Origin of the sequence: Thermomonospora umbrina, from assembly GCF_003386555.1 — a bacterium.
Lineage (GTDB): Bacteria > Actinomycetota > Actinomycetes > Streptosporangiales > Streptosporangiaceae > Thermomonospora > Thermomonospora umbrina.
In genome coordinates this window covers 2,927,985-2,950,172 of sequence record NZ_QTTT01000001.1, presented here as the reverse complement: position 1 = coordinate 2,950,172, position 22,188 = coordinate 2,927,985, and the positions used below count along the sequence as shown (strand labels likewise).

17 protein-coding genes are annotated in these 22,188 nt (G+C 70.9%); 14 read left to right on the top strand and 3 right to left on the bottom strand.

Annotated features, from left to right (window positions below; translation table 11 throughout):
• The first annotated feature begins 1 nt into the window (after position 1).
• The 10 genes from DFJ69_RS13050 (at position 2) to DFJ69_RS34275 (ending at position 12,930) form a co-directional block, all read left to right on the top strand.
• Complete coding sequence (locus tag DFJ69_RS13050) at positions 2 to 1,588, top strand: Hsp70 family protein (RefSeq protein ID WP_116026598.1); 1,587 nt, start codon at positions 2 to 4, stop codon at positions 1,586 to 1,588.
• On the top strand, positions 1,588 to 2,223 hold the full coding sequence (locus tag DFJ69_RS13045; RefSeq protein ID WP_116022730.1) for a hypothetical protein: 636 nt from the start codon (positions 1,588 to 1,590) through the stop codon (positions 2,221 to 2,223). Before DFJ69_RS13050 ends, DFJ69_RS13045 begins: the two co-directional genes overlap by 1 nt.
• Positions 2,223 to 2,891 (top strand): RES family NAD+ phosphorylase, encoded by a 669-nt coding sequence (locus tag DFJ69_RS13040; RefSeq protein ID WP_116022729.1) that lies wholly within the window; start codon positions 2,223 to 2,225, stop codon positions 2,889 to 2,891. Before DFJ69_RS13045 ends, DFJ69_RS13040 begins: the two co-directional genes overlap by 1 nt.
• Complete coding sequence (gene grpE / locus DFJ69_RS13035; RefSeq protein ID WP_116022728.1) at positions 2,891 to 3,475, top strand: nucleotide exchange factor GrpE; 585 nt, start codon at positions 2,891 to 2,893, stop codon at positions 3,473 to 3,475. Before DFJ69_RS13040 ends, grpE begins: the two co-directional genes overlap by 1 nt.
• Before the next feature lie 4 nt (positions 3,476 to 3,479).
• The gene (locus DFJ69_RS13030; RefSeq protein WP_116022727.1) at positions 3,480 to 5,090 is read left to right on the top strand and encodes an Hsp70 family protein; all 1,611 of its coding nucleotides are present in this window, start codon (positions 3,480 to 3,482) and stop codon (positions 5,088 to 5,090) included.
• On the top strand, positions 5,087 to 7,711 hold the full coding sequence (locus tag DFJ69_RS13025) for a SaeA-related protein (RefSeq protein WP_116022726.1): 2,625 nt from the start codon (positions 5,087 to 5,089) through the stop codon (positions 7,709 to 7,711). The genes DFJ69_RS13030 and DFJ69_RS13025 overlap by 4 nt, the downstream gene beginning before the upstream one ends.
• A gap of 7 nt (positions 7,712 to 7,718) precedes the next feature.
• Positions 7,719 to 8,894, top strand: coding sequence for a TRAFAC clade GTPase domain-containing protein (locus DFJ69_RS13020; RefSeq protein ID WP_116022725.1), 1,176 nt, complete (start codon positions 7,719 to 7,721; stop codon positions 8,892 to 8,894).
• A 2-nt stretch (positions 8,895 to 8,896) separates the two neighbouring features.
• Entirely contained in the window at positions 8,897 to 11,191 is a 2,295-nt protein-coding gene (locus DFJ69_RS13015; protein WP_116022724.1) for a GTPase-associated protein 1-related protein, read from the top strand.
• Between the two features lie 88 nt (positions 11,192 to 11,279).
• Positions 11,280 to 12,779: a TRAFAC clade GTPase domain-containing protein gene (locus DFJ69_RS13010; protein ID WP_147312291.1), complete on the top strand. Its 1,500-nt coding sequence runs from the start codon at positions 11,280 to 11,282 to the stop codon at positions 12,777 to 12,779.
• Positions 12,780 to 12,792: 13 nt separating this feature from the next.
• On the top strand, positions 12,793 to 12,930 hold the full coding sequence (locus DFJ69_RS34275) for a hypothetical protein (protein WP_170177641.1): 138 nt from the start codon (positions 12,793 to 12,795) through the stop codon (positions 12,928 to 12,930).
• 493 nt (positions 12,931 to 13,423) lie between these two features.
• Here the strand turns inward: DFJ69_RS34275 and DFJ69_RS13000 are convergent, their stop codons facing one another.
• Positions 13,424 to 13,978 carry a dihydrofolate reductase family protein gene (locus DFJ69_RS13000; protein ID WP_116022721.1) on the bottom strand — a complete coding sequence of 185 codons (555 nt, stop codon included), beginning with the start codon at positions 13,976 to 13,978 and terminating at the stop codon, positions 13,424 to 13,426.
• Between the two features lie 9 nt (positions 13,979 to 13,987).
• The gene (locus DFJ69_RS12995; RefSeq protein WP_116022720.1) at positions 13,988 to 15,328 is read right to left on the bottom strand and encodes an FAD-binding oxidoreductase; all 1,341 of its coding nucleotides are present in this window, start codon (positions 15,326 to 15,328) and stop codon (positions 13,988 to 13,990) included.
• Between the two features lie 46 nt (positions 15,329 to 15,374).
• On the opposite strand from DFJ69_RS12995, the gene pdxR reads away from it, so the two are divergent.
• The gene (gene pdxR / locus DFJ69_RS12990) at positions 15,375 to 16,787 is read left to right on the top strand and encodes a MocR-like pyridoxine biosynthesis transcription factor PdxR (RefSeq protein WP_116022719.1); all 1,413 of its coding nucleotides are present in this window, start codon (positions 15,375 to 15,377) and stop codon (positions 16,785 to 16,787) included.
• A 106-nt stretch (positions 16,788 to 16,893) separates the two neighbouring features.
• Here the strand turns inward: pdxR and DFJ69_RS12985 are convergent, their stop codons facing one another.
• On the bottom strand, positions 16,894 to 17,454 hold the full coding sequence (locus DFJ69_RS12985; RefSeq protein WP_116022718.1) for a TetR/AcrR family transcriptional regulator: 561 nt from the start codon (positions 17,452 to 17,454) through the stop codon (positions 16,894 to 16,896).
• 53 nt (positions 17,455 to 17,507) lie between these two features.
• On the opposite strand from DFJ69_RS12985, the gene DFJ69_RS12980 reads away from it, so the two are divergent.
• From DFJ69_RS12980 to DFJ69_RS12970, 3 genes are all read left to right on the top strand, one after another.
• Complete coding sequence (locus tag DFJ69_RS12980) at positions 17,508 to 18,674, top strand: FAD-dependent oxidoreductase (protein ID WP_170177639.1); 1,167 nt, start codon at positions 17,508 to 17,510, stop codon at positions 18,672 to 18,674.
• A 131-nt stretch (positions 18,675 to 18,805) separates the two neighbouring features.
• Positions 18,806 to 20,905, top strand: coding sequence for a multicopper oxidase family protein (locus tag DFJ69_RS35500; protein ID WP_116022716.1), 2,100 nt, complete (start codon positions 18,806 to 18,808; stop codon positions 20,903 to 20,905).
• A gap of 496 nt (positions 20,906 to 21,401) precedes the next feature.
• On the top strand, positions 21,402 to 22,157 hold the full coding sequence (locus DFJ69_RS12970) for an SDR family NAD(P)-dependent oxidoreductase (RefSeq protein WP_170177638.1): 756 nt from the start codon (positions 21,402 to 21,404) through the stop codon (positions 22,155 to 22,157).
• Positions 22,158 to 22,188 lie beyond the last annotated feature (31 nt).

The window sequence follows — 22,188 nt, the reverse complement described above, 5'->3', positions numbered from 1 at the left end:
CGTGACCGCGATCGGCATCGACCTCGGGACCGTCAACTCCTGCATCGCCCATATCGACGCGGCGGGTCGGCCCGTCGTGATCCGGAACGGGGTGGAGGAGGAGACCACGCCCTCGGTGGTCTACTTCGAGCGCGCCGACCACCGTGTCGTCGGCAAGGAGGCCAAGAACTCCGCGTTGATCGCACCCCGTCTGGTCGCCGCGCTGTTCAAGCGCGACATGGGCAAGGAGGGCGCGGAGCGGGTCTACCACGGGCGCCGTTACCGGCCCGAGGAGATCTCCGCGATCGTCCTGCTCAAGCTGGCCGAGTTCGCCGAGCACAAGCTGGGCGAACCCGTCCATGAGGTCGTCGTGACGGTGCCCGCCTACTTCGGCGTCGCCGAGCGGGCGGCGACACGTCGGGCCGGGGAGATCGCCGGCCTGACCGTCGTGGACGTGCTGGCCGAGCCGGTCGCGGCGGCACTGGCCTATCAGCAGGAGTTCCGGTTCGGCGAGGACCGTCACCTCCTGGTGTTCGACCTGGGCGGCGGCACGTTCGACACCAGCGTGATCCGGGTGGGCGGTGACACCACGGTGCTGTGCACTGACGGTGCCCTGGACCTGGGCGGCGCCGACTGGGACGCCCGCCTACTGGACCACCTGATCGGGGAGTTCCGCCGTGCGCACCCCCGGCTGGACCCGGCCGCCGACGAGGAGTTCGTTCAAGAGCTGACAGAGAAGGCCGAGACACTGAAGCACCACCTCAGCGAGGTGCTGTCCCGGCACTGCCCGATGCGGTGGCAGGGCGAGGCGGCACGGATCGAGGTGACGCGGTCCAAGCTGGAGGAGCTCACCGAGGACCTGTTGGAGCGGGCCTTCCAGATCACCGAGAAGACCCTGGCGAAGGCCGCCGAGCTGGGCGTTCCCGAGATCGACGAGGTGATCCTCGTCGGCGGGATGACCCGGATGCCGGCGGTCGAGGCCGGGCTGCGCGAGCGATTCGGGCTCAAGGTCCGGCGGTACGACCCGGACCTCGCGGTCGCCCGCGGCGCCGCACTGCACGCGCTCACCAAATCGGGCACGGCCGAGGAGATCGCCGATCGGCTCGGTGTCTCCGACGAGCGCGCCGCCGAGATGATCTCACGGAAGGTCAGCATGGTCGTGCCGCGCGGCTTCGGCGTCAAGACGGTCGATCCGTCCGACCCGCTGTTCGCGACCGACCCGGCCCGCGCCCGTCAGTTCATCCTGCACCTGCTTCCCGCCGGGACGCCGCTGCCCGCCGATACCGGGCAGATCCCGGCCGCCACGGCCATCGACAACCAGCCGATGATCGAGGTGGACGTCTGGGAGGCCAAGCCCGGCATGGACTCCCAGGAACTGCAGCACAACACCCGGATCGGGACCGGCTTCCTGCGGCTCGCGCCGCGTACGCCGGCCCGCACGGCGCTCAACATCTGCTTTCGGCTCAGCGAGACCGGACTGCTGACCGTCAGCGCGAGCGACTCCCGCAGCGGCAACCGGCTCCACTACGAGCTGCAGATCGGCGGTATGAACCAGGCCGAGGTCGACGAGGCACGCACCGCCCTGGCCCGGACGACGGTGAGCGACTGATGGCTCTGATCGACGTCATCCGGCTGCTCACCGACACCTGGGACGAGGTGCGGCCGCTGCTCGATCCCGAGCGGGGCGCCGAGCTCACCGCCCTGGCCGGCCGGTTCGCCGACGAGGGCGACGAGGGGGAGCGCCGCCACATCGCCCGCGACATCGCCGACCTGCTGCGCGCCGCGTTGCCCGCGGACCACCCGATCCGCAGGGAGTTGCGCGGGGGCGACCGGTTCGCGCCGCCCAGGGCCGAGTGGATGGCCGTGGCGGAGCGGCTCGCCCACCGCGCCGACCCCTCTCGGGTCACCGCCGCCGAGGTCGTCGCCGGCGTGAGCGATCACCTGCGCGGGGTGCCGACGGTTGCGGCGGAGGCGGAGGGCGATCTCGACGACTCCGGTCTCATCAAGGTCTTGGTCGACGGGAAGGTCCGGCTGCCGAGCTTTCAGTTCTCCGAGCGCCCTGGAGTCCGCTCGGTGATCACCGAGGTGAACCGCATCCTGGACGTCGCCGACGACCCGTACGGCGCGCTCGCGTGGTGGACGGGCGGTAACGCCCGGTTCGGCGGTCGGACGCCCGTGGAGGCGCTCGACGACGATCCGGCCGCGGTGGCCGACGCCGCCCGTGCGCTCGGGGAGGGCCCTTGATGGCACGCTTCCTGCCGCCCGACGGGTACGTCCCCGACCCCGTGCTGCACACCCTTCCCGCCGACACCGTGCTGTGGCGGGTGCACCGACGCGACCATCGGCCGGACGCCTTCAGGCGCGAGACCACCGATGCCAACGACCCGAGCGGCGGACGGTTCGACGGCACCGGCCGGCACCCGTACGCCGCGCTGTACGTGGGTCGCCAGGCGGCGACGGCGCTCAGCGAGCTGCTGCTCCGGGACGTCCCGTACGACCGCCAGGGGTTTCGACAGATCCCGCGGGCCGCGGTCAGGGGCCGCCGCGCGTCCGTGATGTTCACCCGGCGTGAGCTGGTGCTGGTGGATCTGCGGGCGGAGGAGGGACTGAACGCCGTGGCGCAGGACGCCTGGCTGGTCACCGCCGACCGGACCGACTACCACCTCACCCGGCACTGGGCCGGCTGGATCCGCGAGCACGCCCCGAAGTCCCAGGGGCTGCTGTGGTACTCGCGCCGTCTTCTGGGCCGGGAGTCGCTCGTGCTCTTCGGTGACCGCTGCGAGCCCCTTGAGTCCCTCGTCGTCATCGACGACGAGCGGAGCGTCGACCTGGACGACGCCGAGGGAGCGGAGTTCGTCAACCACGCGCTCGCCCCCTTCAAAGCACGCATCGACCCCCCTGGGAGGACGTGATGGACGGGACCGTACCCGACGAGGAGATCGCCGAGGAGCCCGGGACGCCGTCGTCGGAGGAGGAGACCGAACTTCTCCTGCGGCTGGCGGAACGTCTGACGGAGGTGGAGCGGCGGCTCGGCGACTCCCACCGCCGGGCCGCGCACCGCGAGACGGTGATCGACCGGCTGCACGAGGAGAACCAGGAGTTCCGGGTCGGCCTGCGCCGCTCCATCCTCGACCCGGTGGTCGCCGACCTGTTCCGGCTCTACGACGGTTTGCGCAAGGAGGCCGTACGGCTGGCCGACGACCCGTACGGCCGGATCCTGGAGAGCTTCGCCGACGAGACCGAGCTGATCCTGGACCGCTGTGGCGTGGAGGTGTTCCTCCCCGAGCCCGGAGAACCTTTCGCTCCCGCTCGGCACCATCCGACCACCACGGTCCCGACCACCGATGCGGCGCTGCACAACACCGTCGAGTCGGTGCTGGCCGCCGGGTTCGTGGAGCGCGACGGCGGCCGGGTCCGACGTCCCGCCCGGGCCCGGTTCTGGCAGCACGTCCCGCCGACCCCGCCCGCCGAGGGCGTGCCCGTAGAAAGCGAGTGACCCGATGCCCACCTTCGGTATCGACCTTGGCACCACGTACTCCTGCATCGCCTACATGGATGCCGCCGGCCGCCCCGTCATCGCCAAGAACGCCGTCGGCGAGGACACGACCCCGTCGGTGGTCTACTTCGAGACGCCCGAAAACGTGGTGGTGGGCGCGGACGCCAAGAAGTCCGCGCTGCTCGACCCCGACCGGGTGGTCCAGTTGATCAAGCGTCAGATGGGCGAGAAGCTCGAGCTGGAGTTCGACGGTGTCCCGCACACACCGGAGTCGATCTCGGGCCTGATCCTCAAGGAGCTGGCTCGGGCCGCTGCCGAGCTCACCCACGAGGAGGTCAAGGACGTCGTCATCACCGTCCCCGCGTACTTCGGGGTACAGGAGCGACAGGCCACCAGGAACGCCGGAGAGATCGCCGGGCTGAACGTTCTCAACATGGTGCCGGAGCCAGTCGCCGCGGCCCTGCACTACGAGGCGATGGGCGGCGAGGACAACCGCACGATCCTGGTCTACGACCTGGGCGGCGGCACCTTCGACACCACCGTCATTCGGCTGGAGGGCTCCGACGTCCACGTCGTGTGCACCGACGGGAACCACCGGCTCGGCGGCGCCGACTGGGACGACCGGATCGCCGACCACCTACTGGAAGGGTTCCTCGCCGAGAACCCGGGCTCGACGGCCGCGTCGAGCGAGGACTTCCTCCAGGAGATCGCGCTGGCCGCCGAGGAGCTGAAGAAGGGCCTGAGCCGCACCCTCACCCGACGCCACAACATGCGCTTCGACGGCGGCGTCGCCCGGGTCGAGCTGTCCCGCGAAAGGTTCGAGGAACTCACCGCCGACCTGCTGGAGCAGACCCTCGAGATCACCGCGCGGACCGTGGCGGCCGCCGCCGAACGCGGCGTCCACTCCTTCGACGATGTCCTGCTGGTGGGTGGCTCGACCCGGATGCCGGCGGTCGAGGCGGGCCTGCGCGAACGGTTCGGGTTCGAACCGAAGTTGTACGACCCGGACCTCGCGGTGGCCAAGGGCGCGGCGCGCTTCGCGCTCATTGAGTCGATCAAGTTGCGGTTCGCCGACGAGGCCGACGAGGCCGAGAGCCTGGACGAGTCGGCCGTGGCCGAGGTCGCCGACCAGTTGAACCTGGATGCAACCGAGGTGCGCCGGCTCGCCGGTAAGCGCGTGACCTCGGCGGTGCCGCGCGCGTTCGGGGTGAAGGTGCTCGTCGGCAAGAAGCCCGAGCGGTTCGCGATCCAGCACGTGCTAAAGGCCAACACCGCGCTGCCCGCCACGCCCGACCCCGAGCGGCTCGGCACCGCCTGGCCGAACCAGACCGAGGTGGATGTCGAGATCTGGGAGCAGGCCGGTCCGGTGGAGTCGGAGAACCTCGCCGACAACAAGAAGATCGGCGAGGGCACCATCTCGGGGATGCCGCCGCTGCCCGAGGGCTCGCCGCTGGACGTGACGTTCGGGATGGATGAGATGGGCACGCTGCGCGTCTACGCGATCGAGCTCACCACCCGCAAGGACCTGGAGATCGAGCTCAAGATCGAGGGACTGTCCGCCGACGACGTGGTGGAGGCCCGCAAGCACGTGGGCCGCTATGAGCTGAGCGAATGACGCTCGATAAGGCCGCCTATGAGCGAGCTGTCCTGGCGCCCGCCGCCGACGCCGGCGGCACCCCGCCGGCCGACCTGCTCGTCAGGTACGGGCTGGCGGGGGCGAGGCGGCCCGGTGAGGCCGCCTTCGCCGCGCACCTGGCCGAGGTGGAGCGGCTGTGGAGGGCGGCCGGGGTGCGCAGCCGTCGGTTCCGTCCACTGACCGACGCGCTCCTCGCCGCGCACGCCGAGCTGGCAGAGACGGGCCGGCTGACGTGGGACCACTTCGTGGCGATCCACGGCGAGCACGAGCAGAAGGCGAAGAAGTGGGTCGGCGCTCAGATCCGCGCGCTCGCCGAGGCCGTTCCATGCGTGTCGGCGGCCATGGCGCGGCGGCTGGCGGACCGGAGCGACGGCGTGCTCACCGAGTCGCAGGTGCGGGACCAACTCGTCGCCGCCGGGCTGCAGATCGTCGACTCACTGTGGCGGATCCCAGACGCGCCCGCGGGCGGCCGTGGCCTGCGGGACGCGCTGCGCACCCTGGGATTGGACCTGTCGGCCGACGTCGTCTTCGGCAAGGACGAGCGGCAGCGGGGCTTCCACCTGCGCGGCGGCTTCCGGCTGGATTCCGGCGAGAGCCTGACGGCGGAGACCATCGACCGCAGACGGCGGGTCTCCAGCGGCCGATCCTACTCCGACGCCCGCAAGGTCGCCTCGGACACCGTGCTCACCGTGCTGGAGAAGTCCGCCCGAGAGAACGCCCTGGAGGACCTGCTGCTGTGGGAGGCAGCCGAGTTGCTACGGGGCTCGGTGGAGGACCGGGCACCGCTGCCGCTGGTCATCGGGGAGGCCGTCACGCTCGGGCTCGCCGAGGCCGAGGCCCAACTGCTGGCGCTGTCGCTGCTCGAGCAGCGGGGTCCGCTGTCCCAGGGCGGTGGCGCGGCGGTCGACGCCGAGGCCGCCCTCGCCGACGGCCGGCTGCGGGAGGCCGAACGGCTGCGCGGGTCGCTGGGCGACGAGCACGTCGAGCTCGCGGCCCGCATTGACCGGGCCTCCGCCGAGGTGGCCGACGTCATCGCCGACGCGATGCGGGAACTGGCCTCCGGGCGGACGGAGGAGGCCGCGGCGCTGCTCGACGAGGCCCTGCGCCGGGCCGTCGACGACGACGCCCTCCCCGGCAGGCTCGCCGCGATCCCGCCGCCGCCCGCCACCGAGGTCCGCGCCGGGGCGGACGGCGGCGTCGTCGCGGTGTCCTGGACGCCCGCCATCGTGCGGGCGGGCAGGATCGCCTACCGGGTGGTCCGCACCGCCGGCCGACCCGCCACCGCCGCCTCGGCCGGGCACGCCGTCGCGGAGACCGGCGGGAACGACGCCCGCGACCCGGCCCCGCCCGCCGCGACCGACCTGTACTACACCGTGTTCGGCCGGCGCGACGAGGGCACCTGGTCACCGCCGTCCGCCGGGGCCGTCGTCCGCTGCCTGCCGGAGGTCACCGACGTCCGGTTGACCGCGGATGAGCACACCGTGCGAGGGACCTGGACCGTTCACCGCGACGCTGCCGAGGTCGAGGTGGTACGGCTCGACGACGACCGGAGGATCGCCGCCGCCCGCGAAGGGTTCACCGACACCGACGTCACGCCCGGCACCATCTACCGGTACCGGATCCGAGTCGTCTATCGGCCGCCCGCCGGCGGTCGGGAGACCACCCGCGGCATCGAGGCCGAGATGGCGCCGGAGACCGCCCCCCGCGAGGTCGCCGATCTGAGCGTGGCGGCCGAGGGACGCGACGGCGCCCGGATCGTGTGGACCGCCGTGGAGGGCGGCAAGGTCGTGATCCGCACCGGCCATGTCGCCCCTCCGTGGACGCCGGGCGACCCGATGACCGTGGCCGAGGCCGAGCGGTACGGCACGGAGGTCACCGGGACCCCGGTCCCGCTCGACGACGGCCGGTTCGCGATGACCGTGCCGCTGGACGGCGCCGACCGACGGTACTTCGCCGCCGTGACGGTCGGCGGCGGCGAGGCCATCGGCGGCCCGTACGCCTCGATCCGCGCGGTCGCGCCGGTCCGCGAGTTGACGGTCCGCCGTTTCGGCGGCCGGGTCCGGCTGTCGTGGATCTGGCCGGACGGCGCGGTGTCCGCCATGGTGCGGTGGGTCCCGCGGGGCCGCCCCGCAGCGCCGCCCGTCGAGCTGGGCCGCCAGGCGTACCTCGACAACGGCGGCTACGACCTGGACGCCGGGTCGTCGGCCGGACGAGTCGAGGTCCGCGCCGTCACCCGCGACGCCGAGGGCGTGGTCGAGGCCCCGTCGGTACGCGCCTCGATCCCCGCCGCCGGCCAGAAGGTGACGTACGAGTTCCGGCGCCGCCGGCGGCTCTTCGGACGAGACCGGGCGGTCCTGCGGTTGACCGTCGAGGCCGACACCCTGGTCCCGCCGCTGGACGTCGTCCACGGCACCGGGCACACCCGTCCGCTGCGCCGTGATCAGGGCGAGATCGTCCACTCGACGCCCTCCCAGCGGATCACGCCCTCCGTGCCCTGCGAGGTCGAGTTCGATGTTCCGTCCGGCCGCAGGTCATGGCTGGTCTGCTTCGGTCCCGACGACGGCTCGGTGATCCTCAACCGGCTACGTGGAAATTGGTGACCGCCCCGTGAGCGCGCTCGTCTGCCCCTACTGCTATCTCGACTTCGCCGAGAAGGAGATCCTCTTCCGCTGCACCGGGCTGCTCGGCCCCGGCGGCCGCAAGTGCGAGGTCAAACGCGACCCGGTGCTGTTCGAACGGTTCGGGCTCCAGGAGGCCCTTCCGCCGACCTTCGCCGCCAAGGGCCGTCGCGGCGACGCCGTCTGCGTCGAGTGCTCATCCCGGACGGCCCGCCGGGTCTGCCCGCGCTGCCACAGCCAGCTTCCGGTCCACTTCGGCAAGATCGACAACCGGCTGGTGGCCATGATCGGAGCCAAGGAGAGCGGCAAGACGGTCTACATGACGGTCCTGCTGCACGAGCTCATGCACGGTATAGGGCGGCGGTTCGACGCTGCCGTCCAGGGCTCCGACGACCACACCCGCCGCCAGTTCACCGATCGGTTCGAGCACGACCTGTACGGTGCGCGGCGGCTGCCGGGCACCACCCGCAGCGCCGCCACCGAGCACCGGCTGCCGCTGGTGTTCCGGGTCTCCCTCACCAAGCGGAGGCTCGCGCGCGAGGCCATCCGCCACACCCTGATGTCGTTCTTCGACACCGCGGGCGAGGACCTCACCTCGGTGGAGAGCGTCGAGCTGAACACCCGCTACCTGCGCTCGGCCAGCGGGGTGATCCTGCTGCTGGACCCGCTCCAGATGGCCGGTGCGCGTGAGCTAGCCGCCACCGGCGTTCCGATGCCGGGCCACGGCCCCGGGTTCGACACCCCGTTCAACGTCCTGTCGCGGGTCACCGAGCTGCTCCAGACGGCGACCCGCACCGGCCCGGGCAAGAAGTTGGCCATCCCGATGGCCGTTGCCTTCTCCAAGATCGACGCCCTGTGGGACACGTTCGAGCCGGGCAGCCCCCTGCTGCAGAGCGCCCCCGACCGGCGGCCCGCCCTGGACCTCGACGACCGGGAGGCGGTGCACGAGCACGTCCGGGCGCTGCTGCACGAATGGGACGGCGGCCAGATCGACCAGTTGCTGCGCGCCAACTACCGCAGCTACGGGTTCTTCGGGCTGTCCGCGCTCGGCGAACCGCCCCGCGACGGGAAGATCGCCGAGTCCGGGATCCGCCCGCACCGGGTTGAGGATCCGTTCCTCTGGCTGCTCAGCCAGTTCAAGGTCATCCCGACTCAGGGGAGCTGACGATGTACCAGCAGGTGTATTACACGTCCTGTGAGACGGGCCTGTCCGGCTACGCGGGGTTCCAGGTCAACGCGGCCACGAGCGGTACGCCCGACGAGGACCTGCGTCGCGTGGAGGGCCTCAGCGCCTATGAGCCGCCGCGTTCGATCGGGCTCACTCCGACGAAGGAGCAGATCCGCGACTGCCCGGTCAACCTGTGCTTCGAACCAGGCGAACGGCCGCTGCTCGCGCACGTCACCTTCACCGGTGAGGACTATTCCGGGCGGTTCGGCAACTACTTCGTGCACGCCCTGATCGGGGACGCGCCCTTCACCGCGCCGGCGATCGAGCTGTGGCGCTCCCCCCTGTGGACCGACCGTACGTCGCGCGAGCCCAGACTGCCCGCCGTCGGACAGCCGTCGCCCGGGGCGGTCACCAAGGCCGCGGTGGCCCGTCTGCTCGGCTCCCGGCAGGGTGTGGAACATCTCCCTGCGCTGCTCGCCGCCGTCGAGCGGGCCCTCGTGACGGAAGAGCGATCGGTGGTGATCTACGACCACGACGTGGACGGCGTCGCGACCTGGATCGCCGCGGTCTCGTATCTCCTGCCGCCGGCGATGGCCCGGCGGATGTCGTTCACGACCTACCAGAACCGGCCCGGCTACAGCCGCCAGCATGTCATCGGGACGATCCCGGGTACCGACTTCGAGCCCTCACCGGCCGCCTTCGAGAGCTTCTACCTGTTCGACTTCGTCAACGGGCGGACGTCGCAGGTGCCGGACCGGCCGCTGGTGGACCTGCTCGCCCGGGTGGGCGTGCTGTCCGCGGCGTCGCTGTGGAGGTCGGCGGCCAACCTCGGCGACGGTACCGAGGAGGACCTCGATGCCTGGCTGCCGGTGGTGTTGGCCGCCCGCGTCCTCGCCGGTGAGCCCTTGAGCCCGGCGGACGTCGGCTCCGTCCTTGGTTGGCTGGAGACGACGGTCGGACGGCTGCCCGCTCGCCACGTGGAACGGCTCGGCGAGGCGGTGCTGCGTACGGGCGGACGCCCCGAGGCGGACCTGTCGCGGCTGGCCGCCGTCGCCGCCACGGCCGATGCCGGTGCTCTGCTCGAGAGACTCGAGGTCGCCCTCGTCGACCTGCAGATCAGAGGCGATGGGGAGGACGCCGGGCCGCTGCGGACACCCGGTGGTCGCGACCACGCCACGCGGCTCTACCACCGGCATCTGGCCAACGACAATCTCGCCGAGTTGGCACGGCTGCTCCGGTTGGCCGCCGCGCACCAGATCGGCGTCGATCCGCGGCTCCTCATCGAACGGGGCCGTCAGCGGGTCGGGCCCGGCCTGTTCACCGAGCCCGTCCCCGAGGCGGTGCGGGTGCTGCTCACGCAGCCCCGGGTGCTGGAGGGGGTGCTGGACTTCCTCACCGCGCAGCCGCTCGAGCGGCAGATCGAGGTCTTCTCCGGCGCACGCGCCGGCATCCTGACCGACCAGGACGTCGCCGGCCGTCCCCCACTGCGTCGGGCCCGGCGGCTGGCGGCGGCCCGCGCGGGCCGCGCCGACCGGGTCGAGACCGCGCTGCGGCTGGGCGAGGGGCGCCTTGACGAGGACCTGATGAACGCCGTCTGGCCCGATGGCCCCGCCCCCGACGAGGCGCGACGGCTGCTACGCGAGGGCAAGGACACGGTGTTCCCCGAGTCCTGGCTGGCCCGGCTCGCCGGCGAGAAGGCCGACCTGAGTAAGGCGACGGAGGAGCGGTTCGCATTGATCGCCGCGGCCCGGGTCGACACGCCGCTGTCCGGCGCGATCGCCACCCGGGTCACACGCCTCAACCGCGCCGTGGAACTCCGCCGCTCGTTCAAGGAGGGCAAGGCGGAGAAGCGGCACGAGATCTTCCAGAAGCTGGCCGGCGACTACGAGGACGGCCCGATTCACGACTACCTCGTGGAACTGCTGCCCCGTCTCATGGTCGGCCTGGAGCCCAAGCACCTGCTGAGGGTCCTGGTCAACGCCCCCTTGAGCCTTCGCGGGCACTACCTCCAACATGTCCGCACGCTCCTCGGCAAGCCGGGCGACGCCGCCTACCGTGCCGCGGCGACGGTGTTCGCCGTGGCCGTCGCCGCTGAGCACGGCCGTTACCGGACGTTGGGCGAGGACCTGGAGAAGCTGCTGGTGGAGCGCCTGAAGCCTTGGAACCAACGCGCACAGCAGCATGTCGGCCGGACCCTGAAGCGACTCGATGCGCGCGCCTTCGAACAATACGAGCCCTGGCTGGACGACGCCGTCCGTGACCGGCGGAGACTCAGGTGGTTCCGCCGGACCTGACCCGAAAGACCCCCGTATCGGAGACAGACGAGGAGGCGGAACCGTCATGGATGACGACGGCTGCGCTGTGGCTTTCATGATCGTCGCTGTGCTCGCGGCGATTGGCGCCATCCTGGTGGTGCTCTTCTTCATCGCGATCCCCTTCATCACCATCGCGGGACTCGGTTTCGCCGGGTATGGGATCACGCTGTACACGGTGGGCGTGGCGGGTGCGCTGGACATCGCCGGCGCGCGGGCCCCCGCCCCGGTCGCCCCGCCCCCGTCGGAGCGGGACGAGAAGCGCGACCCGGCGTGGCCGCACTACCTGTACGGGCCGGCGTGGAACGACCTCAAGCAGAGCATGCGGATGGGCTTCCGTCTGCCGATCGAGCGGTTCACTGGGCACGCTCGCCGGCTCGCCTGGCTGTGCTTTGAGGCGGCGCCCGCGCTCATCGGCTGGCCGTCGGGCCTGCTCATCTTCGTGGGGTTGGGGCTCGGGGCGGTCGGTGCGACGGCCGCGGTCCTGATGGTGGCCTTGTTCCAGACGGCGATCTGGCTGCTCCTGGCGTTGCTGGCGTTCCTGCTTCTCATGACGCTGCGAGGAGCCGACACGCTACGGCTGAAGATCAAGGGGATCGGGCTGTTCTGTCCCGCCTGCCATCAGAAGGTGGATTACCCGTCCTATGACTGCCCGCACTGCGGCCGCCGCCACGCCGACGTGCGGCCCGGGCGGTACGGGGTGGTCAACCGCAGGTGCTACTGCGGCCTGCACATGCGGACGCTGCTCATGCTCGGCAGCTCGGCGATGGTGGCGCGCTGTCCGTCATGCGGCGAGCGGATGGCCGAGAAGGTCGGGACGGCGCCGGAGTTCGTCCTACCGGTCGTCGGCGGTGCGTCGTCCGGGAAGACCCGGCTGATGCTCGCGCTGGTGCTGTCGCTGGACGAGCGCGAGGAGACCATGGTCGCCTTCGCCGACGAGCCGTCGAAGACGTCCTACGACAGGTTCGTGCCGGCGTTGAAGGTCGGCGCCGACACCTGGAAGACCGTGATGTCGGGGGAGACGCCGCTGCGGGGCTACTCGATTTATGTCTCGGCGGGAGAGACGACCAAATTGCTGCACGTGTTCGACCCAGCGGGGGAGGTGTTCGAGTCCGCCGAGCGGATACAGATGCAGCGGTACCTGGCCGCTGCCAGGACCTTCGTCTACACGCTCGACCAACTGGCGGTCGAGCCAGTGTGGCGGTCCTTGGAGGTGCCCGAGCGAGCCCGATTCAAGAAGATCCGTTCGACGAAGGCACCGGAATTGATGTTCGCGCAGGTTCTGAGCGGCATCGAGGAGCAGGGCGTCGATCCGCGTCACGCCCGCCTGGCGGTCGCGCTGACCAAGCAGGACCTGGTCAGCGACCATGTCCCCGCCGGGGACAGCGACGCGATCCGGGCTTGGCTGGAGAGCCCGGAGGTCGGGCTGGACAACATGGTCCGCACCATGACCCGGGCGTTCGCCGAGATCCGCTTCTTTCGCACCTCCAGCCGCATCGAGGACGGCCTAGACCCGGCGATCAACGATTTGACCGACTGGATCCTCGGCGGAGAGGGTTTCCGGCTTTAGGAGGAACACCACCATGCCCGACACCGACCCATGGGCGGACATGTACCGGCGCTGGCGGATCAATATGTTCGCCGTCGCGGTATTGGCCGCCGGGTTCTTCCTCATCGGCATCGCCTTGTCGCTGTTCGCCTTCGTCGGAGCGATTCTCTAAAACGGGTTCTGGCTTTAGCTCGCCATGGCGCCACGGTTGCAGGTCTCGGATGCTGAGAGCGCCTTGTGGTCGGAAAAATGCAGACGTGGGACGCTGACTGATCGCTTCACCTCTGTTCCAAAGTCATCACATGATAGGCGAAGTTGGACGTCATGCCTGGGGAAGACGGGCGCCGCAAGTCTCGGGGACGCGGCAGAGATGGCGGACCTCTGAGTACGCGTTCTATCGGCTAGCGCCACGGTAGCCCCGCCGCCGGCGGTTCCTGGGCCGGTGACGTCTCCCGCGCGGTCGTCCCTCTGGTTTCGACGACGTCACCTGCCTCACCCTGCCGTTCCCAGACTCGACGCATCCCCCGGCCGGCCACCCGACCATCGCCCGCCATTGGCTCGCAGGCGTCGCCATCCGCCTGGCCACCAACCAGCAGGGCGTCGTCGGTCTCCTCGGCCGTACCCTCACCCGGCAACTCGCTCGGCTCCTCCTCGACAGCCACGTCTTATCCCAACGCAATGTCGTCGGGTCGGTAGGACAGGGTGATCACGCCGGATTTGAGGGTGTGCGAGCCCAAGAGGTGCAGGCGTCGGTCGAGGCCATCGGCCCACAGCATGTCGTCGGTGGTGCCGACTCCGGCCAGGTGGGGGTGGACCCAGAGGAAGAGCTCGTCGAGCAGGCCGTTGGTGAGCAGGGTCCGGGCCACCGGGCCGTAACCGTGCATCAGGATGTCGCCCGGCTGCTTCCGGAGCTCGGCGATCCGGTGGACCAGGTCGGAGCCGATCACCGTGGTGTTGGCCCAGTCGGCCGACTTCAGTGTGGTGGACACGACGTATTTGCGCATGCTGTTGATCCGGTCGGCGAGGGCGCCGTCGCGGGTCGGCCAGGCCGCCGCATAGACCTCGTACGTGTTGCGTCCCATGAGGAGGGACTCGGCGGCCTGGAGTTGTTCCATGGCGATGTCGTTGGTCTCGTCGTCGACGAAGTCGAAGTGCCACTTGTCCATGTGGTTGATGACACCGTCGAGGCTGATGAACGTGGAGTTGATGACGCGGCCCATGGGTGTTCCTTATTGGTCGGGTCGGATGTTGTGGTTGAGGTGAAAGACGTTGTGCGGGTCATAGGCGTTCTTGAGGGCGACCAGCTTGGCGAGCTTCTCGGGTGAGTAGGCGCGGCGGACGCCCTCGGCTCCCTCGTCGTTCAGGGCGTTGACGTAGACGCCGTCGGCGAACGGGGCCATGGCGGCGGCGCTGCGCCGGGCGGCCGCGATCCGCACCTCGTCGTCGGCCGGGGCTGTCCAACTGGTGCCGGTACCGAACTCGAAGAGCGTCGCGCGGTGGGAGAACGCCGAGTCCTCGTCGGGAACGTCGGCGATCGCGCCGCCGTAGGCCTGCAGTCCCACGGCGGGCCGGTGGCGACCGTCGGGTGCGCCGCGGTGCACGAACGCCTCGATGGCCGCGTCCGGGAACCGCCGTAGATAGTGGCCCTTGGAATAGCGGCGCAGCGAGTGTCGTTCGACGGTGTCCTCGCGGCGCTGAAGGTCCACATAGGACATCTCCGCCACGCGGGCGGCGGCCGGCCGGCCAAGGGTCTCGAATCGGCGCACGAGGCCATCGGCCCGCTCCGGGTCGCCGATCCACACGAAGCCGAGGGTGGCGGTGTCGTCCTGGCCGATGCCAGCGGTGAACGTGGCCTCGCGTGGGGCTTCGGCGTTGAGGTCGCGCCACGCCTTGAGCGCGGGAACGGCCTTGTCCAAGGGGAAGGTGTACTCGGCGACCAGGGTCCGGGTGCCGATCGGGTGCAGCCGGAACTCGAACTCGGTGACGATGCCGAAGTTCCCGCCGCCGCCGCGCAGCCCCCAGAACAGGTCCGGGCGTTCGGTCCGGCTCACCCGCACGACGTCGCCTTCGGCGGTGACCATCGTGTAGGACTCCACGTTGTCGCAGGCGAGGCCGTACCGGCGGGCGAGCCATCCCATGCCGCCGCCGAGCGTGAGGCCGCCGACGCCGGTGTGCGAGACGTTGCCCGCCGTGGTGGCCAGGCCGTACCGCTGGGTGGCCCGGTCGAGGACGCCGAGCAGGGCGCCGCCCTGGATCCGCGCGCGCCGTCCGGCCGGGTCGACGTGCACGCCGGCCAGCGGAGTGAGGTCGATCATGAGGCCGTCGTGCGGGACGGCGTGGCCGACACCGCTGTGTCCGCCGCAGCGCACGCCGATCTCCAGGTCGAACTCGCGGGCGGCGCGGACCGCCGTCACCACGTCGTTCGTGCTCGCCGCGCGGACGATCATGCGTGGTCGGTGGTCGATCATGCCGTTCCACACGGTGCGTGTGTCGTCGTAGCCCGTGTCGCCCGGCAGGAGGAGCCGGCCGTCCAGCCTGCCCTGGATGCCGCTCTTGGTCGCTGTCGCCATGGGACGAGCCTGCCGTGAATCGGTACCCGCGGTAAGGTCCGATTCGATGGTGGAAACCCGGTCCAATTCTCGCGTCCCCGGCCTGCTGATCGTTCTTCGGCGGGGCGGCGGGGTGGCGCTGCACCGGCAGATCGAGACCGCGATCAGGGACGCCGTCCAGGCCGGTCGGCTGCGGATCGGCACCGCGCTGCCGCCGACCAGGACGCTGGCGGGTGATCTCGGGGTGTCCCGGGGCGTCGTCGTCGAGGCGTACCGGCAACTGGTCGCCGAGGGGTATCTGACCAGCCGGCCCGGCGGCTACACCGAGGTTGCGATCGACCGGGGGCCGGCCGCGCCCGCACCGCCGCCCGAGCCCGCGCCGCCGCCGATGATCGACTTCGGCTACGGCCGATCCGACGTTTCCCACTTCCCCAGGGCCGTGTGGATGCGCTCGATCCGCAGGATTCTGACCCACGCTCCCAACGAGCGCTTCCTCTACCCCAGCGGTCGCGGCATGCCCGAGCTGCGTGAGGCGCTCGCCGACTACCTCAACCGGGTACGGGGCGCCGCGGTCGACCCGGACAACGTGGTGATCGTCAACGGGTTCGCCCAGGGGGTCGGGCTGGTCATCGAAGTGCTGGCCCGGTCCGGGGCTCGCCGGCTGGCGGTCGAGGACCCGTCGGCCGACGACGACGCCCGGCTGATGGCGGCCGCCGCCGGGCTCGAGGTCGTCGGCGTGCCGGTCGACCGGGACGGCATCCGGATCGACCTGCTGGAGCGCACCGGCGCCGACGCCGTCGTGCTGACCCCGTCACACCAGTGGCCCACCGGCGGCGTGCTGTCGGCCGAGTCCCGGTCGGCGGTGCTGCGCTGGGCCGCCCGGAGCGGGGCGTTGATCGTCGAGGACGACTACGACTCCGAGTACCGCTACGACCGCGCGCCGATCGGCGCGATCCAGGGCCTCGCGCCGGACTCCGTGGTGTACGCCGGTACGGCCAGCAAGACGCTCGCCCCCGGCCTGCGCCTGGGCTGGCTCGTCGTACCCCGCGGTCTGGTCGACGCCGTCGCCGCCGCCAAGATCACAGCGGACCGCGGCTCACCCGCCCTCGACCAGCTCGTGTTCGCCGACTTCCTCTCCCGCGGAGAGTTCGACCGGCATCTGCGCCGGATGCGCCCCCTCTACCGCCGCCGCCGCGACCTCCTCCTGACCACCCTCCGCGAGAAGGCCCCCGCACTGGAGCCGGCCGGCATCGCCGCCGGCCTCCACCTCGTCACCTGGCTACCGCCCGATCTGGACGAAGCCGCCATCGTCTCCGCCGCCGCAGCCCGCGGCGTCGCCGTCCACGGCCTCACCCCCTACCGGCTGACCAGCACCGGCCCCGGCGGCCTCATCTTCGGCTACTCCTCACTGTCCGAACGGGCCATCGTGGACGGCGTCACCCTCATCGCCGAAGCCCTCACCGACCTGCGCGCCGGCTAACCCACCCGCCGGCCGCGCTGACCGCCCACCACCGGGTGAGCATCCCGATCAGGAAGTCCGGTCGTCCGCCGTGCGTGATGTGTTACCGAGCCCACTGTGGTGACGGTCAGGGGGTGAAGCCGTGAAGGAGGGCCTGGACGATCTGTTGTGGCTCCGGTTGGGGTAGGTCGATGAGGCCGCGGTAGACGACCAGGCCGACGAGCATGTCGGCGAGCAGCCACGGGTCGGTGTCGGCGGGCATCTCGCCCCGGGCGATGGCGCGGTCGAAGATCGCCCAGTCGCGCTTGCGCTTGTCCCGCATGGCGGTGCGGATGACTTCGGCGACCGCCGGGTCACGTCCCGCCTCGCCGAAGATCTCTTTGGTCGTGCGGGCGAGGTCGGGTGAGTGCCAGCCGGCGAGCGTCTGGTCGACGATCACGGTCAGGTCGCCCTCCAGTGAGCCGGTGTCGGGGGTCTCCGGCACCTGGGCGTCCAGGGCCGAGGCGAGCGCGTCGAGCAGCACGTCGCGCTTGGTGGGGTAGCGGCGGAAGACGCTGGCCCTGCCCACCCCGGCGGTCGCCGCCACCTCGTCCATGGTGAACCGCGTCCCCTTGCTCGCAAGCAAGATCACCGCGGCCTGCCTGATGCGTGCGTCCACTTCGGGATCGGGCTTGCGTCCGCGCGCCATAATTGTGATACTCCAAATATCAGAAACCGCTAGTCTCAGAAATGGGTAGGAACATGAGAGTACTCATCGTCGGCGCCGGTGTCGCCGGACTGACCGCCGCGCGCGGACTGACCACGGCCGGGCATCAGGTCGAGGTGTACGAGGCGGCGCCACAGCTTCGCACCGAGGGTGGCTCGATCTCGATCTGGCCGTCGTCGACCGGCATCCTGCGCGGGTTCGGAGTCGACCTCGACGGCGCGGGCCGCCGCCTGGAGGCCATGGAGAGCCGGTCGGTGCGCGGTCGCGGGCTCGCCACCATCGACCTCACCGCCGTCGAGCGCCGCTTCGGCGGCAATCCCTCCCTGCACATCGCGCGGCGCGAGCTCGTCGAGCGCATCGCCGATGGCGTGCTCGTCCACTACGGCCATGAGGTCCGCGCAGCCGACCCCGACCGCGCGGAGATCACCTTCACCGACGGGACCACCGTGCGCGGTGACGTTCTCATCGGCGCCGACGGACGCAAGTCGGTCGTCGGGCGGACGTTGCGGGGCGAGAACCCGAGCAAGCTCAACGGATGGGTCACCTGGCAGGCGTTCACCACGCGGCCCACCGAGTTCACCGACAGCGGCCGCTCGATGATGGTCTCCGACGGGCGGGCGCTCGGCAGCATGGCCTCGGCCGGGCACGGACGGATGCTGTGGTGGTTCGACCTGCGCGCCAAGCCGGGCAGCCCGTTCTGGGAAGGCGCCCCCGGCCTGGCGGATCGGCTGCGTGAGCGGTTCGGTCACTGGCCCGAGCCGTTCCCGACGCTGCTTCAGGACGCCGAGACGCTCACCTTCTACCCCCATCAGATCCACCGCGTGCCCGCCGTCTGGGGACGCGGGCCCACCACGCTCATGGGGGACGCGGCGCACACGATGCCACCGGCGATGGCGATGGGGTCCACCCAGGCGCTGGAGGACGCCTGGGCTCTGACCCGCTCCCTTGACGACCTGCGCGGCTACGAGCGTGCACGGACCAAGATCGTGAGGCGGGTCGCCAGGGCGGCGGGCAGCGAAATGCCCGCGCGGCAAGGACCGCTGATGGCCCTCTTCACCGACGCGTTCACGACCCGGAACTACATGTCCTGGCTCCGCAAGAGCAGCGGCTACCTCCAGCAGGAAGGCTGGGCGTCAGCGCTCCAGCACCGCCCTGGCAGCACCTCGCCGGCGAACGGCTCCACGTGGGCCGAATCTCAATGAGCGCAGTGCCCATGACGACGCACCGAAGCCGAGCAGATCGCAGTCGCGGACCGCTCGCGGGGTGAAGCCGGACCGGCCGAACACGGTCGACGTACCCCCCGCCGGCATCCGCCTGATGAGGAGCAATTCTGATGTTTGCCGCCCTGTACTGGATCAGCGCCGTGCTGACCGCTGCGGCCCTGCCGCTGTGGCTGTTGGCCGGTCAGTTGACCGGTCGGCTTCGCAAGGCCCGGACGCTGGGCCGGTTGCGGCGCACCTCGTGGGCCGCGCTGACGGTAACGCTCTTGGCGGTCGTGCCGACCGCCGCCACGGCGGCGCTGATCGCCGGCGCGCTGGGCTCATACGGGACGGTCGTGATGGCCGACCGGCTGTACGTGCAGTTCCCGATGATCCTGGCCGCGCTCGCAGCCGTTGTCGTGAAGGGGCTGCCCGGTCTGTGGCGCACCGCCAGAGTCGGCGGTGACCCTGCCGAACCTGTGACGATGGAACGCGGCCGCGCCGCAGCCGACCCCGGGCTCGTCGTCCCGGTGCAGATCAACGCAGTGACCACAGCCGTCAGCCTCTATCTGTGGTGGATCGCCCCGCCCCTGGCCAGGACCATGGTGGTGTGGTGGGCGGTGCTGATCGTCGCCATGGTGGCGCTGATCGTCCGGCAACGCCGACGGCGCGACGCTCTCGCCACCGAGCCCCAGGCAGGGCGTCGCGTGATGCCGGCGTTGCGGGCCGCCGCCGCCCTCATCGCGGTGCCGGTCGCGATCGCCGGCTGCTCGGTCTGGTCGGCCGACAGCAGCAAGCTGCCCGCACACCACTCGGCCAACGGCCACGGCGACTACGACCTGGGTGGCGGTCCCGGCGTGCCCGGCATGGCCACCGGACATCGGCATGGCGCACCATCGGCCGCCTCCGGCTCCAGGGCCGCCTCCGGTCCAAGCGTCGACGATCTCACCGAGAAGGACCTGTCAGGGCCGGTGCGACGCTTCACGCTCACCGCCCGCACCGCCAGGATCCGGCTGGACTCGGGCCGCACCATCGACGCCTGGACCTTCAACGGAACCTCACCGGGTCCGGAACTGCGCGTCCGCCAGAACGAGCTGGTCGAGGTCACCCTCGTCAACTCCGACATCAAGGCCGGGGTGACCCTGCACTGGCACGGCTACGACGTGCCCAATGCCGCCGACGGAGCCGCCGGCGTCACCCAGAACGCGGTCGCGCCGGGACAGCGCATGACCTACCGGTTCCGGGCCGAGGACGCCGGCACCTACTGGTACCACTCACACCAGCAATCGGCGGAGCAGGTACAGCGCGGTCTGTACGGAGCCCTGATCGTCGAGCCCGCGCCCGTCAAAGGGGCCGACATCGCGGTGCTGTACCGCGAGTGGGCCACCGAAGCGGCGACCGGCGGAGCGCGGGTCTTCGGTGTATCGGACGGCGTCCGGCGGCACCGGATCGCCCCCGGAACCCCAGTCCGGCTCCGGCTGGTCAACACCGCCAACGACCCCGTCGACCTGACGCCGGCCGGTAGCCCGTTCCGGGTCGCCGCAATCGACGGCGGCGAGTTGAACGGCCCCGGCGAGATCCGCGGCAAGACCTTGCCGATGGCAGGCGGCGGCCGTTACGACCTGACCTTCACCATGCCCGCACACCCCGTGGAACTCCGGCCGGCCATCCCCGGCGGTCCCGTCCTGGTCCTCAGCCCGGACGGTCAGGGCCGCGCACCAGCGGAGACGGCCACCGGCGTCTTCGACCCGGCCTCCTACGGCACGCCCACCGCCACCCCGTTCGGCCCGCAAACCCGCTACGACCGGCACTTCACCCTGAACATGGACTCCTCCTTCGGGTTCTTCGATGGACGGCCGGCGATGCGGTACCGCGTCAACGGCCGCGTCTTCCCCCACATCCCGAACATGCTGGTCCGCGAAGGCGAGAACATCAAAATGACCTTCGTCAACCGCAGCTACGACCACCACCCCATGCACCTGCACGGGCACCACATTCAGGTCCTGACACGCAACGGGCAGCCGATCACCGGCAGCCCGTGGCGGGCCGACTCCCTGAACGTGGCGCCGGGCGAGACCTACGAGGTCGCCTTCAAAGCCGACAATCCCGGCCTGTGGATGGACCACTGCCACAACCTGTTCCACGCCAAGGTCGGCATGATGCTCCATCTCGCCTACGCCGGGGTGACCACCCCCTACGAATCCGGCACCGCAACCCCCAACCAACCCGAATAGCAGGACGCCGCCTATATGCGCGGATCCCGACCCGACCCGCGGCCGGCCGCACGCTTCCAGGGCAGGGAAATGGGCCGGCTCGCCTGCCACCAGGCGCACTCGCTCACCGCCCTGCTCGACGGGCCCCGACACCTATGACGAATAACGCCAGAGTTCCCTGAGCCCAGCGTCAGGACGGCGTCGCCCTCAGGGTCGGCGCGCGGCGCCCCGAACCATGCGCGGGACCCGTTGCGCGCCCTGTAGCCATCCGGCGATCTCGAATCGCACGCTCGGCCTACTGACCTCGCCACGATTGTGACGCCGTCTGGACAGCTCGCGCTTTCGGCGCCGGCGGCGATCGGCTGAGGCCTGACGCGTTCTGTCCTCTTCGTGACGCGTTCGGCCCTCCTTGGGGTCCCCTCTGGCTCCTTAGCGTTCGGGCATGGGAAGCGCCGACCGGGGCGTGGCTTGAGAGGACGAGGCTATGGATCTGCAACTCGCCGGGAAGACCGCCGTCGTGACCGCCGCGAGCGGGGGCATCGCGGGCGCGGTGGTCCGCACGCTGATCGATGAGGGTGTACGTGTTCTGGGGGCGGACCGGACCGTGACGACCGCGTTGAAAGAGACCGGTGCCCTTACCGTGGAGGCCGACCTGACCAGCGCCGAGGGCGTGGAGAAGGTCAGGCATGCCGCCGAGTCCGAGCTCGGCGGCGTGGACCTGCTCGTCAACGGGGTGGGTGGCCTGGCCGGGCTGCCGGTCGGCGGGCTTGCCGACACCGAGGACGAGACCTGGCAGAAGGCGTTCGAGCTCAACTTCTTCGCCACGATGCGCGTCACCCGTGCGCTCGAGGCGCTGCTGCGGGAGGCGGTCGTCAGCATCTCGACGGGCGTCGCCCGGTGGCCGACCGCGGGCCCGAACTGGTACGGCAGCTCCAAGGCCGCGCTGAGCCACTTCAGCAAGGGACTGGCCGATGAGCTGGGCCCGCGCGGGATCCGGGTGAACACCGTCTCGCCCGGGCTGATGGTGATCCTGTGCGCGGCGAAAGTATCCCCCAGCGTGGTGGCCCGGGGCCGTGGGCGCAGTGATCGCCGCCGGTGGGGCGGGGATCGCCCTGCCCAACCCGCGGCTACGAGCCGAGGGCGAGGCAGCCGCCGGCACGGCCGGGCGCCACCGGTTCCGTATCGAAGAAGCACTGCAGGTGTCACCGGATCAGCACGCTACATGTCACCAGCGATGGGCTGGGCAGGGTTGCCGTCACCACACGTCGGCTGACGAGAGTAGGAAGGGTCGCTGACGCGTAAGG